Source organism: Marinobacter sp. EN3 (genome assembly GCF_000475315.1).
GTDB lineage: Bacteria > Pseudomonadota > Gammaproteobacteria > Pseudomonadales > Oleiphilaceae > Marinobacter > Marinobacter nauticus.
The window spans coordinates 694,133-708,824 of the sequence record NZ_AXCC01000001.1 but is presented as its reverse complement, the minus strand read 5'-3'; the positions used below and the strand labels follow the sequence as shown (position 1 = coordinate 708,824).

The following is a 14,692-nucleotide window of genomic DNA, read 5'->3' as shown; positions in this document are numbered from 1 at the left end:
AGTTTCAGTTTTGGTCTCAATCAGGACTTACTGTTTGTCTTGGTCGAGAACCCGCTCAATGGTGGGGCTTGGGCTCAGTCGATCGCCTCCAGGTATGCCGGCACCTGTGATGTTGCCAATAACCTGGGCAATCATCTCAGCGAATGCATCAGAGGTATTGCTGCCATTCGGGCAAATGGGGTCTGGATCGTCTTGATCTGCTGGAACCGCAGGGGCCACAAAGGTGCCGTGATTCGCATCAGTGCAAGGGTTGGTGCCATCGAAGAAGGTTGAAACCAAACCTGCGGGCGCGCCAAGGGTGCTGTCAACGATGCTGCTATCAACAAGATCGCCACCATTTGCCCCCAGGTTTAGCAGTGCCATGAGTGGCTCTGTACCGGTCAATGGCGAACTCGTCGCCTGGCGCAAAGGATTCACATTAGCCTCATTGGGTACAGTCAAATCTGGAACAACGGATGAGATCAACAGGTTGCTTGCACCGAGATCCTCGCCGAGGCGCTTGGCATAGTTAACCGGATCAATATCGTCCACGACAGACTGGAAGATATACATGAAGTTTTCAAACTGACTGGTACCTTGTGAAAAGCCAGCAGCATCAAGCGCGGGCAACGCCACCTGGCTAAAGGCTCCAGAGTTCTCAACGATTCGCGTCAACTGGCCCCCAGTATTCATGAGTGCAATGGAATCAAGATCCGCAAAGGCTGCTTGAGATCCCAGTGCAGCGTAACTGCCGCGAACTACAGGATCTTTGGACAGTGCCGCGAAGGGCAGTCCTGATATTCCGCCGAGTGAGTGTCCCACAAAGTGGAACTTGGCAGCACTTAATTCAACAGTGCCAACCTCTGCAAAGTTGAATGCTAGTGGGTTCAACTCTTTGGCAAAATTCACAGTTGCCGAGAGATTCAGCAGGTCCAAGACCGCCTGACGAATATTATCGCGGGCCGTCTCTGGGCTCACAAGGTTCAGGAACAGGCTGCCACTCTCTACATCAGCCAGAGTGTCCGCGAATGTAGCGGCGAACCCATCGGCATCATTATCGCGTGTTGCCATGAAATGGCGCTCACTGATGACCGCTCCCTCTGAGAAGTCAGCTGAAATATCCCCAAAAGCTGAAATTGGACTTAGCCCTGGTAACGCTCCCGGCAGAGGGCCACCCGCCAAGCCATGGAGTGGCTGGTCTATTGCGACAGTCGCTACGCACTTGCCTGCTTCGAGGGTTTGGGCTGCCATATTAATTGCGGGCAGTGCCGCAACGCTACGGTCAGTGGTGATGCCGTGTTGGAAGATAACGACATCAGTTATACCGGACCCAGTGGCACAACCAGTCTTCGGATAGAACACGGTTACCGGAACGGCAACAGAACCTTTCTGCTCCGGGAAAGGCATGTATTGGTTGACGTTGAACGTCTTTCCGTCTGCATCGCGTGGGAAGGCAAATGATGGCAGGTTCGCCAGACCCGGGCTGCTATTTCTCAGCGTATCAATCTGTTCGTTGATCGTATCTTCCAGAGTTGTTGAGCCAGACCACTTTCCACCGATTGTTAACTTGACGCTCTCCTCAACAGCTGAGTTGGGAATGTCAAGATAGTAGGGCAACTCGATTGCGCCCTCAGCTACTTTGACGACACTAGCAGCCTGGTTCAGTGGATTATTGGCATCGGCAGGTATAAATGGCAGATCTTCCGCGTCTTGATGATTGTAGAATCTGGCTGTCCTGGGTTTCGGAAACGGAAGTGCGGGGACTGTCGCGGGAACAATGTTGTCCGCGATCAGAGCGGGGTTTTGAATATACGGACCAACGGCCTGAACGATCGGATCTGCGGCTGCGGCCTCTCCGGTTTTCGCCAATGCAGCTTGCACTCTGGCAAAAATGTTAGTGGCTGTGAAGTCTGAAGCCTCTCTATCGCCTGCTGCAATTTCCGCCTGAATAAGTTCCCGGGCTTTTTGCAGTGCTGAGTAAACAACAATTTGCTGGCCCAAGGTTTCCAGGTAGGTTGCTGGGGAGGCGATTGAGTTGAAAACAGTTTCAGTGTTAGTGGTTGTCACTGTGTAGGCGAGTGTTATATCCGCATCAATGCCGGCCTTTGTAAGCCATAGCTCACCCAGCGTGTCTGATGCCTGAACAACATCCACTACCGATTTCAGCGCTGGGTTTCCAAGCGCCTGTTCTGTGAAACCTTTATATGTCTGAGAAGGCCCAGTCGATTTTCCTGCTGAATCTTTGACGTTTGAGGTCACGATCACCAGGTATTTTGTTTGTGGCTCGAGCGGCTCAAGGGGGGTGATCCTCAGAACGTTGTTCTCTTCATTGTTCAGAGAGATGGCTGTTGCTCGGATGCGTTGTGACTCATATTTCGCAAGATCAAAAGGCCCGGCTTCAGAGCTGAGGTCAATGAATGCTGGGTTTGACGTGAGCTCGAGCTTGTTCAGGCTTTCTGCAAGTGGAGTCGTGTTGAGTGGCACGAGGAAAACGGACTGACCCGCCTCGATACTGCCCTTCTCGAGTGAGCCGTTGAATTCGATGTCGATGTGTGAGTTAACGGAGTGGCCAGCAAGGCCAAATCCGCGCACATCAGTAAAGTCATAGTTTGGCCCAAGAGACGCTTTGAGTAGCAGGTGGAGATCAAAGCTAGCCGGAACGCTTATATCTTTGCTGAAATTTACTTCGAAATCGTCTGAGAGAGGATTGGGATTAAATATCGGCCTGGTATCTGCGAGGGTTGTGTCAGTAATCTTATAATCCGGATTCGCATTTTTCCCGGTGGAACCACTGTCAAAACAGCCCGTCAACCCAAGGGAAGAAGCCACGGCAAGACTTATTAGAGTTTTCTTGAACATGGGTGGAACCTTTTCCTGTTGTTGTGTCGTTATATCCGGCGTAGACGGAACCGGTCGGCCCCAGGATTCCGCGCATTGCCTTTTCTGATTTGTTGGTTGTCTGAAATTGTAGCCAGCACTTAAAAGCCAATTTCTGTAGCTTCGACTATAGCGACAGAGTAGCAAGTGTTGATCAGCCAAAAGTGTGATTCTGCTTCTGGAAACCCTCTTCGCACCCTTGGAGTGGCCCTCAATCAAAAATAGTGGCCGCTCCGCCGTTTGTCGAGTTCCAGTGGCCGGGTAATGCCTGTTTTAACAAATTGTTGCGAATTGGTTTTACCGTCATAGCTATTTTCGCTGGCGTACATAGCATTTGCGCCTTCTGTCGCATCAACCGCTGTGTCGAATTTCTGGTAAACTCTCGCTTCCTTATATAAGCAGGGGGCTGCTTTGGTGGCTCCGCATACTTCCGATAATCAGAAAGCTGATGAGGCCACTATGACCACCGTGATCCGCCAGGACGACCTGATCGAAAGCGTAGCCGATGCGCTGCAGTTCATTTCCTATTATCACCCGAAGGATTTCATTCAGGCCGTGTACGAGGCCTACCAGAAGGAAGAGTCCCAGGCGGCCAAGGATGCCATGGCCCAGATTCTGATCAACTCCCGCATGTGTGCCCAGGGCCATCGCCCGATCTGTCAGGACACCGGTATCGTCACCGTGTTCGTGAACATCGGTATGGATGTGAAGTTCGAGTGCGACATGGCGCTGGACGACGTGATCAACGAAGGTGTACGCCGTGCTTACACCCATCCGGACAACGTGCTGCGGGCCTCTGTGCTGGCAGATCCGGACGGCAAGCGCCAGAACACCAAGGACAACACCCCCGCCATCATCCACTACAAGATGGTGCCCGGTAACACCGTAGACGTGCACGTGGCAGCCAAGGGCGGTGGCTCTGAAGCCAAGTCCAAGTTTGCCATGCTGAACCCGTCCGACTCGGTCGTGGACTGGGTGTTGAAGATGGTGCCGCAGATGGGTGCTGGCTGGTGTCCGCCTGGCATGCTGGGTATTGGTATTGGTGGTACCGCTGAGAAGGCGATGGAGCTGGCGAAAGAGGCTCTGTTGGATCCGATCGATATTCACGATCTGCAGGCCCGCGGTGCCTCCAATCGTGCCGAGGAATTGCGCCTGGAGCTGTTCGAGAAGGTGAACGAGCTGGGCATCGGCGCCCAGGGGCTGGGTGGCCTGACCACCGTTCTGGATGTGAAAGTTAAGGATTACCCCACCCACGCGGCCAACAAGCCGGTGGCGATCATTCCGAACTGCGCCGCTACCCGCCACGCACACTTTGTGCTGGATGGTACGGGCCCGTCCCTGCAGACCCCGCCGAGCCTGGACGACTGGCCGGAAATCACCTGGGAAGTTGGCGAGAATGTTCGCCGTGTGAATCTGGACACTGTAACTCCGGAAGACGTGAAAGACTGGCAGCCGGGTGAAACCGTTCTGCTGTCCGGCAAGATGCTGACCGGCCGTGATGCTGCCCACAAGAAGATGGTGGATATGATCGAGCGCGGTGAAGAGCTGCCGGTCGATCTGAAAGGCCGCTTCATTTACTACGTGGGCCCGGTTGATCCGGTGCGCGAAGAAGTGGTTGGTCCCGCCGGCCCTACTACTGCAACCCGCATGGACAAGTTCACTGACACCATGCTGGAAAAAACCGGCCTGACTGGCATGATCGGCAAAGCCGAGCGTGGCCAGGTTGCCATCGACGCCATCAAGAAGCACGGCGCAGTGTATCTGATGGCGGTGGGTGGTGCTGCGTACCTGGTCTCCAAGGCCATCAAGGGCGCCAAGGTGGTGGCCTTCGAAGAGCTGGGTATGGAAGCCATCTACGAGTTTGAGGTGGAAGAAATGCCGGTAACCGTAGCCGTGGATTCCCGTGGCAGTTCCGTGCACCAGACCGGCCCGGTTGAGTGGCACGACAAGATCATTGCCGCCAAGGCGGTTTGATCTGAGTCTTTGTTGGTCCGGTGGCAGCCTTGGGCGTTCGGCTCAAGGCTGCCACTGAAAGTCCTTCATCTTTACCCTTCCTTTATACACTTCCACCCCTTCCAGCCTCAGTTTCTCTGTTTGAAGCTGGCAGGTTTCCGTGCCTTCAGGAAAAGCGATCTGGCCATTGCTCCGGATAACCCGATACCAGGGAATGCAGTGGCCGGCGGGCAGTTTGCCCAGGGCACGGCCAACGAAACGCGCCTGGCGTCCGAGGCCGGCCATGGCGGCTACCTGGCCGTAGCTGGCCACTTTCCCTTTCGGAATCGCGGCCACTACCTGCCAGATTTTCTGCTCCTTTGTCGGTTCCTTTTCGGACTCGTTCATTCAGAGCTCCGGTATTGGCCGGGTTACAGGCGCAGGGCGCCGTCCACCTCGATCATGCGGCCAGAAACGTAGTCGTTCTCGAAGATAAACGCTACCGCTGAGGCGATTTCCTCTGGCTTGCCCATGCGTTTCAGGGGGATGCCGGCGGTCATTTTCTCCAGGGCTTCGGGCTTCATGGAGGCGGTCATTTCGGTTTCGATAAACCCTGGGGCGATGCCCATGCAGCGGATGCCGTAGCGGGCGAGTTCTTTGGCCCACACTGGCACCAGGGCAGATACGCCGGCTTTGGCGGCGGAGTAGTTGCTCTGGCCCATGTTTCCGGCGCGGGAGATGGAGGCGATGTTGATGATCGCGCCATGGTCGCCGTTTTCGATCATGCGGGTGGCCGCTTCACGGCCGCACAGGAAAACGCCGGTGAGATTAACGTCGATCACGGACTGCCACTGGGCTAGCTCCATGCGCTTCTCGAGTTTGCCGTCCTTGAATTTCACCATCAGGCCGTCGCGCAGGATGCCGGCGTTGTTCACCAGGCCGTTGAGGTGGCCGAAGTCATTGATGATTGCCTGAAAGGTTACCTCAACGTCTTCTTCTTTGGCGACGTTACAGACATAGGTTTTGGCGTCGCCACCGGCCAGTTTGCAGGCCTCAGCGGCTTCAGCCAGCTTGTCTTCCATCAGGTCGATGAGTGCCAGCCTGGCGCCTTTGGCTGCCAGGTATTCAGCCATTGCGCGGCCGAGGCCCTGGCCGCCACCAGTGATTGCGATAACAGAATCTTGAAGTTTCATGGTTTGCCCTAATTAAGTTCAGAGGTGTTTTACGTTCTCTGTGTGTCTGCATCGTTTTTATGGGGAGGCATTTTGCCCGTTTTCTTTTTTCTTTTCATCGTTATGCCCATTGCCGAGCTGGCGGTACTGATTCAGGTTGGTAGCGTTATCGGCGTGTTGAACACGGTCGGGCTGGTGTTTCTGACGGCTGTAATCGGGGCCTGGTTGCTGCGCCAGCAGGGCCTGGCGACCTTGTTACGGGCGAATGAGCGCCTCAACAGCGGCGAGTTACCGGCCAAGGAAGTAGCCGAGGGGCTGATTCTGGCGGTCGGCGGCGCTATGTTGCTCACGCCGGGGTTTATCACCGACACCTTCGGCTTTTTGTGTCTGTTGCCGGGCTCTCGCCATTGGCTGGCATCGCAGGCGCTGAAGCGGATGACGGTGGCGGGGCAGAATCACGGCCGGAGTTTCTTTTTCAGCGCTGGAGGCGGTGCAGGGCCCTTCGGGCAAGGCCCTTTTGGCCAGCAGCGACCATTCGATCGTGATGCCAACGGCAACATCATTGAAGGCGAGTACCAGGATCAGACCCGGACTGATAGGGGCCAGCTCCAGCAGGGGCAGTCTGATCAGGATGAGCAGGAAAAAAAGTGAAATTTTTTTCGTTGCGGGTGTTGAAAACCTTTCGCTCAACCCCATTAACACAGCACAGATTCGCTTCAGGCTGAAAACCGCTGTCTATCAGTGGCTTGGATGCCGGGGCAATTTGTCGGGTCCGGTTCTCCGGCCAGACATTTTTAACATGCAATTGTCATTGCCACATTAATCTGACTATTGGAGAAACAGAGCAATGAAAATTCGTCCGCTACACGATCGTGTTGTCGTACGCCGTAAGGAAGAAGAAGAGAAAACTGCGGGTGGCATCGTGCTGCCGGGTAATGCCAAAGAAAAGCCTTCCCAGGGCGAAGTGATCGCTGTGGGTAATGGCCGCATTCTGGATAACGGCGAAACCCGTGCACTGGCGGTCAAGGTGGGTGACACCGTGGTCTTCGGTCAGTACGCCGGTAACACCGTGAAGGTTGACGGTGAAGAGCTGCTCATCATGAGTGAGAACGATATTTACGGCGTGCTTGAGTGATCGCAACAGCGACAGGCACGAACGCTCATTAATCCGATTGGTTCAATTTTCGGTTTAACGAACAGGAATAGAAGACATGGCAGCAAAAGACGTTAAATTCGGTGATAGCGCCCGTAAGCGCATGGTAGCAGGTGTTAACATCCTGGCGGACGCGGTCAAGGTAACACTGGGCCCCAAAGGTCGTAACGTGGTTCTGGAGAAGTCTTTCGGCGCTCCGACTGTGACCAAGGACGGCGTATCTGTGGCCAAGGAAATCGAGCTCAAAGACAAGTTCGAGAACATGGGCGCGCAGATGGTGAAGGAAGTCGCTTCCCAGGCCAACGAAACTGCTGGTGACGGTACTACGACGGCGACCGTACTGGCCCAGTCCATCGTGAATGAGGGTATCAAGGCCGTGACTGCCGGCATGAACCCGATGGACCTGAAGCGTGGTATCGACAAAGGTACCGCCGAAGCTGTTAAAGCCATCCGTGAAATGGCCAAGCCCTGCGACGACAGCCGCATGATCGCCCAGGTCGGTACTATCTCCGCCAACGGTGACGAAACCATCGGCAAGATCATCGCAGACGCGATGGAAAAAGTGGGTAAAGAAGGCGTCATTACCGTTGAGGAAGGCCGTGGCCTGGAAGACGAGCTGGACGTGGTTGAAGGCATGCAATTTGACCGCGGTTTCCTGAGCCCGTACTTCATCAACAACCAGGACAACATGTCTGCCGAGCTGGAAGACCCGTACATCCTGCTGGTCGACAAGAAGATCTCCAACATCCGCGAACTGCTGCCGGTGCTGGAAGCCGTTGCCAAGGCTGGCAAGCCGCTCCAGATCATCGCTGAAGACATCGAAGGCGAAGCCCTGGCTACTCTGGTGGTCAACAACATGCGCGGCATTGTGAAAGTCAACGCTGTGAAGGCGCCTGGCTTTGGTGACCGTCGCAAGGAAATGCTGCAGGATATCGCCATTCTGACTGGCGGTACTGTGATTTCCGAAGAAGTCGGCCTGACCCTGGAAAACACCACTCTGGATGACCTGGGTACTGCCAAGCGTGTCAATGTGACCAAGGAAAACACCACGATCATCGGTGGCGCTGGTGCCGAGGCTGATATCAGCGCTCGCGTTGAGCAGATTCGCAAGCAGATCGAAGACAGCAGCTCTGATTACGACAAAGAGAAGCTGCAAGAGCGCGTCGCCAAGCTGGCTGGTGGCGTCGCTGTCATCAAAGTGGGCGCCGGCTCTGAAGTTGAAATGAAAGAGAAGAAGGCCCGCGTTGAAGACGCTCTGCACTCCACCCGCGCTGCCGTTGAAGAAGGCATCGTAGCTGGTGGTGGTGTTACCCTCATCCGCGCTATTGCGGCTCTGGACAAGGTAGACGCCATCAACGACGAGCAGAAAGCCGGTGTGAACATTCTGCGTCGCGCCATGGAAGCTCCGCTGCGTCAGATCGTATTCAACGCAGGCGGTGAGTCTTCTGTGGTGGTTGCCAAGGTAAAAGAAGGCGAAGGCTCCTTCGGCTTCAATGCTGCTACCGAGCAGTACGGCGACATGCTGGAAATGGGTATCCTGGATCCCGCCAAGGTAACCCGTTCTTCCCTGCAGGCAGCGGCTTCTGTCGCTTCTCTGATCATCACCACCGAGGCGATGGTTGCAGACGAGCCGGAAGACGAGAAAGCCGGCGGTGGTATGCCGGATATGGGTGGCATGGGCGGAATGGGAGGCATGGGTGGCATAATGTAATGCCGGCCAGATCCCGAACAGGTCTCAGTTTCTGAGGCCTGGCCCGATCTACCCCTGAAAACCCCGCGCTGGTTCACACTGGCGCGGGGTTTTTCGTTTTTTTGTCATGAACTTGCCCAATGGCTTTGTTAGACTCGACTACCGGTTTTTAAATGTGCCAATTGCAATGACTGAATCCCCACCCAAATCCTTTCCCGGCCCTGGCAAAGTGGTTCTGCTGCTGTTGCTCGGTCTGCTGGTTTACGGGATCACGCTGATTGTTCTGGTTCCGGCTGGCTGGCTTTGGCAGCAGGCATCGGCGCAGGTACAGTTACCAGACCAGGTCCGGGTGCAGCAGGTATCCGGCCGCCTGTGGAGCGGCGCTGCCGGCGTGGTTGTGGCCGGTTTTCCGGCGAGGTTGCAATGGCAGCTGGGCTGGCCCTCGCTGACTGGGTTGACGATACCGCTGGAGTTTTCTGTGTCTTCGTCACAATCCCGCGTGGAAGGGGTTGCCAGTGCCGGTTGGCAGGGTAATTTTGAAGTCAGTGCCAATGGCGTGGTAGCGGTTGCCGAGTTCGAGCAGCTCATACGCCAGAGCGGTGGCGCCATGATTGAGGGAACCGTGTCTGTGGATCGCTTCGAGATGTCCTGGGCAGACGGTCGCCTGAAGTCAGCAGACGGGCTCGGGCGCTGGGGCGGTGGCACGGTTACCTGGCCCATGGGTAATCAGACAGGCCAGGCTGAGTTTCCACCCATGCAGGCGAACCTGGATACCGTGGACGGAGGCGTTGCGCTGGTGGTGGCAGAGCAGGGGGCAAGCGGGCCGGCGGCTGATGCCAGCATTCTCTGGGATGGCATGATGGAGCTGCGGGTCTACAAACGCATGGTCGATCTGGCGCAACAGCCCTGGCCAGACTCCGCAAGACCGGGTGATGTGGTATTCCGGGTCCGGCAGCCATTGCTGCCCGGAGGGCTGTAATATGATGAAGTTGCCCGTTCGGAGTCAGGAACGTTTGTCGCGTACATTGGCGAATGTGCTGTTGCTTGCGCTGGTGCTCTACCTGGCGGTCGAGCTTGCCAAAGTGACCTGGTTGTTCGCCTGGAATGACCGGCCCGTACCGGAAATCTTTGGGCAGGCGGCGGCCGGTAATGACGCTCGTAACAGCGTGTCCGGGGCTCCGATCGCCGGTTATGAATTCTTCGGGCGACCGGAAAATCAGGCTGGCGTGGCCGATGTGGTGCGTCGATCGGCACCGGAAACCGGGTTGCGCCTGAGGCTGGAGGGTGTGCTAGTCGGGCAGCGTCCTGAGGACTCCGGTGCTATAGTTGCCGGAAGTAACGGCGAAACCGAATACTATCGGGTTGGCGACCAGTTGCCGGGCAATGCTGAGCTGGCGGAAGTCGAAGCTGGACGAATCCTGCTACGCCGGGGAGGAAGGTATGAATCCCTGGCGTTTGAGGAACAGATGGATACCGGAGCTCTGGTTGCGGAAGAGCCTGTGCAAACGGCAGAATCGCCGGATACCTACCTGGAAGACGCCAGAGCGCGGCTGGACAGTGAAGGCGTGGCTGCATTGGCAACCTACGGTCTGCAGCCTGCAGAGGATCGCGGCGGGTATGTGTATGATGGCTCGAACGCCATGCTGAACGCCGTGAATCTGCGTCCGGGAGATATCATTACCTCGGTGAACGGTCAGCCTCTGGGCGACATCGAGCAGGACAAGCAGCTGCTGGACAGTTGGCGCAGCCAGCCGCAGCTGGATATAGAAATTGAACGTGACGGAACCCTGCTGACGGTCAGTTACGCCATACCCGAACAATGGCGCTGACAGGGTACTCAAAATAACAGGACGATATCGCCAGATGTATAACCACAAGATCAACCTCCTCCAGGCAATCATGTTCGCGCTTTTATTGCCGCTGGCTTCGCTGGCTCAGGCGCAGGAAGAAACCTGGAGGCTGAACCTCAAGGATGCGGACATTCGGGCCTTTGTCACCCAGGTGGCAGACATAACCGGCTACAGCTTTGTGGTGGATCCCCGGGTTAAAGGGAAAGTGACGGTATTGTCCAGTGCCCCCATGAACAAGGACGAAATATACGATCTTTTCCTGGCAGTGCTGAATGTGCACGGTTTTACTGCGATCCCCGGAGAGGAAGTCGTCAAAATTGTCCAGCAGGTCGATGCCAAACAGTCTGCAGAGAACCTGAACAGGTTTCCGCAAACGCCTTCCGAGCAATTGATTACCCGTGTTATCCAGATTGATAATGCCAACGCCCTGGAACTGGTTCCGATTCTGCGTCCCCTGGTCGCCAAATACGGCCATTTGGCGGGCGTGGCTGCGGCAAACGCCCTGATTGTCAGTGATCATGCCTCTAACATCGCTCGCATTGAACAGATCGTGCGGGAACTGGACAGCCCCTCTAAATACGAAGTGGAAGTGATTCAGCTGCAGGAAGCCTGGGTTGGTGACATGGTGACCCTGCTGCAGGAGCTGGCACCGGAAGAGCTTGGCCGCGCTGGCGGTGAGAATGCCGCACGCAAATACAGCGTGACAGCCGACGAGCGCAGCAATCGATTGATTCTGCGGGGCGACGAAACCTTTCGGGACAAGATGCGCGGTTTGATTCTCCAACTGGACCAACCGTCTGCAAGTGGCGGAACCACCAAGGTGATTCGTCTTCGTCATGCCGATGCCAAGACCCTGACCGAAATACTCAAAGGTGTGATGGGTGAGGTAGTGAAAGAGGGTAGCGCTGGCGGCAGTTCGGGTGGCTCTGCCGGGAATCCGGGCAGCAGCTTTTCAGTCTTTGCCGACGAAGGGCTGAATGCTCTCGTCGTCCGGGGGGACCCCTCCCTGATGCAGGAAGCCGAGCAGATTGTAGCACAGCTGGATGTGCGCCGTGCCCAGGTTATGATTGAAGCGGCCATTGTGGAAATCAGTGATGAGCTGGGGGATCAGCTCGGGGTGCAACTGGCGGCTGGCGATGAGTCTGCAGGTTCGTTTCCTGTACTGGGGACTAATCTGACGAGCAGTCAGGGTATGGTTGGGCTTAACTCAGTAATTGGGGCGTTGGTGGGTGACACCATCCCACAACTCGCAGGTGGATTGACGGTCGGTGCGGGACAGCGCGATGAGGACGGCGTTACTTGGGGTGTTCTTATTCAGGCGCTTTCCTCCTCGGCGGCTGCAAACCTGCTGTCCACACCCAGTATCATTACTTTGGATAATCAGGAGTCCGAGATTATCGTCGGACAGAACGTACCGTTTCGTACTGGGCAGTCCACTGTCACCGGAGACGGGACCACCAACCCGTTTACTACCATCGAAAGACGTGATGTGGGCCTTTCACTCAAAGTGACGCCGACCATAAGTGCAGATGGCTTGGTGCGACTTGTGGTTGAGCAGACGACTGAAGACATTTCCACGACCGCTGTAGATAACGCTTCTGATCTGATCACCAACAAACGTGAGATCAAAACTACCGTGCTGGCGGATGATGGTGAGACCGTGGTGCTGGGCGGTCTGATCAAGGATGATTATCAGGTCAGCAAGAGCAAGGTGCCGCTGCTGGGCGATATCCCGGTACTCGGCCGGCTGTTCTCTTCTGAATCCGAGACCCGCGTTAAGCGCAACCTGCTGGTTTTCCTGCGCCCCACGATTATGCTGGGTAAGGCAGATGCCGTGGCGGCGACCACTGAAAAGTTTAACCGCCTCTGGGATGTGAACCTGGAAGTGCGCGAGAAGCTTGGCTTGCCCCAGGAAGAAACCGATCCGTCAGTCGATATGCTGTTTGAAGGCCGTCGGCAGTAATCAAATGGTTCTGGCCAGACAGCGTGGATAACCACGCTGTCTGATACTCCCGTTGGCGATGTGAAGTGGAGCAGTGCTTTCGATTGCCCTCAGAGCGGGGGCATAGGGCAGTCCAGTTGGTCAGCGACCAGTCTCATTAATTCGTATTCCTTAACTTCCACCTTACCGTCGTGGCTGATGCAATGTCCGCAGGCATCAATAATGGCAGGCTTCAGCAGTGGTGAGAGCTGGCTGAGAACATTCAGAGCAGCTCTCAGGTTCTGCATGGTGATCTTGCTGTGCAGGGTTTCGTCGTTTCCGTTGCCAAACCCTGAAATAGCCTCCTGATAGAGCCCTTGAGCCTTTTCCGGTGCTTCGGTGCCGGCCCGGGCGAACAGGCTCAGCACTTGTTCTATGGCGGGTTTGACTTGCCGGAAGCTTCGGTATTTCACGGGCACGACCTGCCCGGAACCACGGCCCAGATGCCGCCACAAAAACGTGGTGAGCGCGAGCTCAAACAGGGTCACCCGGTTGTCCGCCTGAACCAGCTTCTGAACGTTTGCGAGAAGGGTATCCCTCTCCTCCGGATCGAGCTTTCGCAATGCCGGCATGGCCAGTTCAAGCATTGGAAAACGTGCACGCTCGCCAAGTTCGAGCAGGGATGGCAGCAGTTTGCCAAGCAATTCGGGTTGGGCGCCCAGCACGGAGTGCTCTGGAATGAGAGCAAGCCTCTCGGTTTGCTCGACGTCCGCCAGTTCGTAAATCACCAGGCCATAGCAAAGCTGTACAGCACCAGCCCGGGTGTATAACAGGTTGCGAAAGGTCGATGGCAGCCTCTGCAGGAGGTTGCTGGCGAAGCGCTCGCTGTCCGCGGAAACCGTGCCAACGCGGCTGGATAGCGCAGGGCCTGCCGTCGGAGATTCGTTGCTCAGGGAGCTTGCCAGAGGGGACAGGCTGTACTTTCGGGTGCCTTGAGCGGGTTCGACCACCTGGCTTACCAGGTCTCCGATGCCTGCCTTCTCCGGACTGGTGCCTTGCCCCTGCAAACGTGATCCCGGTTCGGTATCCCTGAGCCTGCTGCGCAGGCGGGCCATCAGCCCTGGCTGGATGGCGTTGATCCGCTCGTCAATGGGAGGGTGGGAAGCCAGCAGGGAAGTGAATTTCATCCGTGCCGCCTCGCCGAAGCACATGTGGTTCATATCGCTGGCGTGGCTGGTGGTGTCCAGATACCCGCCTTTCATTCCGATTTTGAACAGGGCTGCGCCAATGCCTTCGGGGTTACGGGTGAACTGAACGGATGAAGCGTCGGCCAGCATCTCCCGTTGGCGTGAGACGGCCGACTGAATGAGCCGGCCAAAGAACACGCCGACATAGCCGATCACCATCAAGGCCAACCCGATAAGGCCCATGGCAGCCTGTGCCCGGCCGTCCCGATTTCGGCTGCGTCCACTGCTGTAGAAGCCAGCTCTCAGGAGAAACTGGCCAATCTGGCCGATCATCAGGATGCCGGCCAGCAGGGCGATCAACCTCACGTTGATGCGCATATCGCCGTTGAGGATGTGGCTGAATTCGTGGCCTACCACGCCCTGGAGTTCGTCACGGTTCAGCTGTGTCAGGGCCCCATGGGTGACCACCATCACCGCTTCACCAGGGGTATAGCCGGCGACAAAGGCGTTGATGCCGGTTTCATGGTCCATCACGTAGAGTTCCGGTACCGGCACGCCGCTGGCAATCGACATTTCTTCCACGATGTTGCGCAGTTTGCGTTCTTCCGGATCGCGGGTATCCGGATCAATAGCTCGAGCGCCCACCATTCGTGCTACCCGGGTGCCGCCTCCGGCCAGATCCACCCAGCGTACCAGGGAACCGATGCCAATCAGCGCGACCACCGCACCGGCGGTCGTCAGGCCGTGGCTGGACAGCAGCCAGTAATGGAAGGGCAGGGCTGAGGTCTGGCTGCGGGTGACCATGTAACCCACCAGGCAGACCGCCAGAGTAATCAGGGTGACTGCGGTTAGAAACAGAACGACCAACAGGCCAGTGTTGCGCCGGGCATTGGCCTGGCGCTGGAAGAAACCGGGGCTCGCCATGAATCAG

At 56.5% G+C, this 14,692-nt stretch carries 11 protein-coding genes; 7 read left to right on the top strand and 4 right to left on the bottom strand.

Annotated features, from left to right (window positions below):
* Positions 1-27 precede the first annotated feature (27 nt).
* Complete coding sequence (locus Q675_RS22850; RefSeq protein ID WP_023010613.1) at positions 28-2,838, bottom strand: hypothetical protein; 2,811 nt, start codon at positions 2,836-2,838, stop codon at positions 28-30.
* A gap of 477 nt (positions 2,839-3,315) precedes the next feature.
* Between Q675_RS22850 and Q675_RS22845 the strand changes: the two genes are divergently transcribed.
* Positions 3,316-4,830: a fumarate hydratase gene (locus Q675_RS22845; RefSeq protein ID WP_011785509.1), complete on the top strand. Its 1,515-nt coding sequence runs from the start codon at positions 3,316-3,318 to the stop codon at positions 4,828-4,830.
* A 42-nt stretch (positions 4,831-4,872) separates the two neighbouring features.
* On the opposite strand, the gene Q675_RS22840 is transcribed toward Q675_RS22845, so the two are convergent.
* Together Q675_RS22840 and Q675_RS22835 are read right to left on the bottom strand one after the other, a co-directional pair.
* Entirely contained in the window at positions 4,873-5,196 is a 324-nt protein-coding gene (locus Q675_RS22840) for an MGMT family protein (protein ID WP_023010611.1), read from the bottom strand.
* A gap of 23 nt (positions 5,197-5,219) precedes the next feature.
* Positions 5,220-5,981 (bottom strand): SDR family oxidoreductase, encoded by a 762-nt coding sequence (locus tag Q675_RS22835; protein WP_023010610.1) that lies wholly within the window; start codon positions 5,979-5,981, stop codon positions 5,220-5,222.
* A gap of 72 nt (positions 5,982-6,053) precedes the next feature.
* Here Q675_RS22835 and Q675_RS22830 point away from each other — a divergent pair, with 72 nt between their 5' ends.
* The 6 genes from Q675_RS22830 (at position 6,054) to gspD (ending at position 12,616) form a co-directional block, all read left to right on the top strand.
* On the top strand, positions 6,054-6,611 hold the full coding sequence (locus Q675_RS22830; RefSeq protein WP_023010609.1) for an FxsA family protein: 558 nt from the start codon (positions 6,054-6,056) through the stop codon (positions 6,609-6,611).
* Between the two features lie 196 nt (positions 6,612-6,807).
* Positions 6,808-7,095 carry a co-chaperone GroES gene (gene groES / locus Q675_RS22825; protein ID WP_011785505.1) on the top strand — a complete coding sequence of 96 codons (288 nt, stop codon included), beginning with the start codon at positions 6,808-6,810 and terminating at the stop codon, positions 7,093-7,095.
* 76 nt (positions 7,096-7,171) lie between these two features.
* Positions 7,172-8,824, top strand: coding sequence for a chaperonin GroEL (gene groL / locus Q675_RS22820; RefSeq protein WP_023010608.1), 1,653 nt, complete (start codon positions 7,172-7,174; stop codon positions 8,822-8,824).
* A 166-nt stretch (positions 8,825-8,990) separates the two neighbouring features.
* Entirely contained in the window at positions 8,991-9,782 is a 792-nt protein-coding gene (locus Q675_RS22815; RefSeq protein WP_023010607.1) for a type II secretion system protein N, read from the top strand.
* A 1-nt stretch (position 9,783) separates the two neighbouring features.
* Positions 9,784-10,632 (top strand): type II secretion system protein N, encoded by an 849-nt coding sequence (locus Q675_RS22810; protein ID WP_022991650.1) that lies wholly within the window; start codon positions 9,784-9,786, stop codon positions 10,630-10,632.
* A 34-nt stretch (positions 10,633-10,666) separates the two neighbouring features.
* Positions 10,667-12,616, top strand: coding sequence for a type II secretion system secretin GspD (gspD, locus tag Q675_RS22805; protein WP_022991649.1), 1,950 nt, complete (start codon positions 10,667-10,669; stop codon positions 12,614-12,616).
* A gap of 89 nt (positions 12,617-12,705) precedes the next feature.
* Here the strand turns inward: gspD and Q675_RS22800 are convergent, their stop codons facing one another.
* Entirely contained in the window at positions 12,706-14,685 is a 1,980-nt protein-coding gene (locus tag Q675_RS22800; protein WP_023009843.1) for a M48 family metallopeptidase, read from the bottom strand.
* Positions 14,686-14,692 lie beyond the last annotated feature (7 nt).

Bases quoted from the DNA above. Each gene is read 5' to 3' on its own strand.
- Q675_RS22845 (WP_011785509.1), top strand. From the start codon at position 3,316: ATGACCACCGTGATCCGCCAGGACGACCTGATCGAAAGCGTAGCCGAT.
- Q675_RS22840 (WP_023010611.1), bottom strand. From the start codon at position 5,196: ATGAACGAGTCCGAAAAGGAACCGACAAAGGAGCAGAAAATCTGGCAG.
- Q675_RS22815 (WP_023010607.1), top strand. From the start codon at position 8,991: ATGACTGAATCCCCACCCAAATCCTTTCCCGGCCCTGGCAAAGTGGTT.
- Q675_RS22800 (WP_023009843.1), bottom strand. From the start codon at position 14,685: ATGGCGAGCCCCGGTTTCTTCCAGCGCCAGGCCAATGCCCGGCGCAAC.
- groES (WP_011785505.1), top strand. From the start codon at position 6,808: ATGAAAATTCGTCCGCTACACGATCGTGTTGTCGTACGCCGTAAGGAA.
- groL (WP_023010608.1), top strand. From the start codon at position 7,172: ATGGCAGCAAAAGACGTTAAATTCGGTGATAGCGCCCGTAAGCGCATG.
- Q675_RS22835 (WP_023010610.1), bottom strand. From the start codon at position 5,981: ATGAAACTTCAAGATTCTGTTATCGCAATCACTGGTGGCGGCCAGGGC.
- Q675_RS22810 (WP_022991650.1), top strand. From the start codon at position 9,784: ATGATGAAGTTGCCCGTTCGGAGTCAGGAACGTTTGTCGCGTACATTG.
- gspD (WP_022991649.1), top strand. From the start codon at position 10,667: ATGTATAACCACAAGATCAACCTCCTCCAGGCAATCATGTTCGCGCTT.
- Q675_RS22850 (WP_023010613.1), bottom strand. From the start codon at position 2,838: ATGTTCAAGAAAACTCTAATAAGTCTTGCCGTGGCTTCTTCCCTTGGG.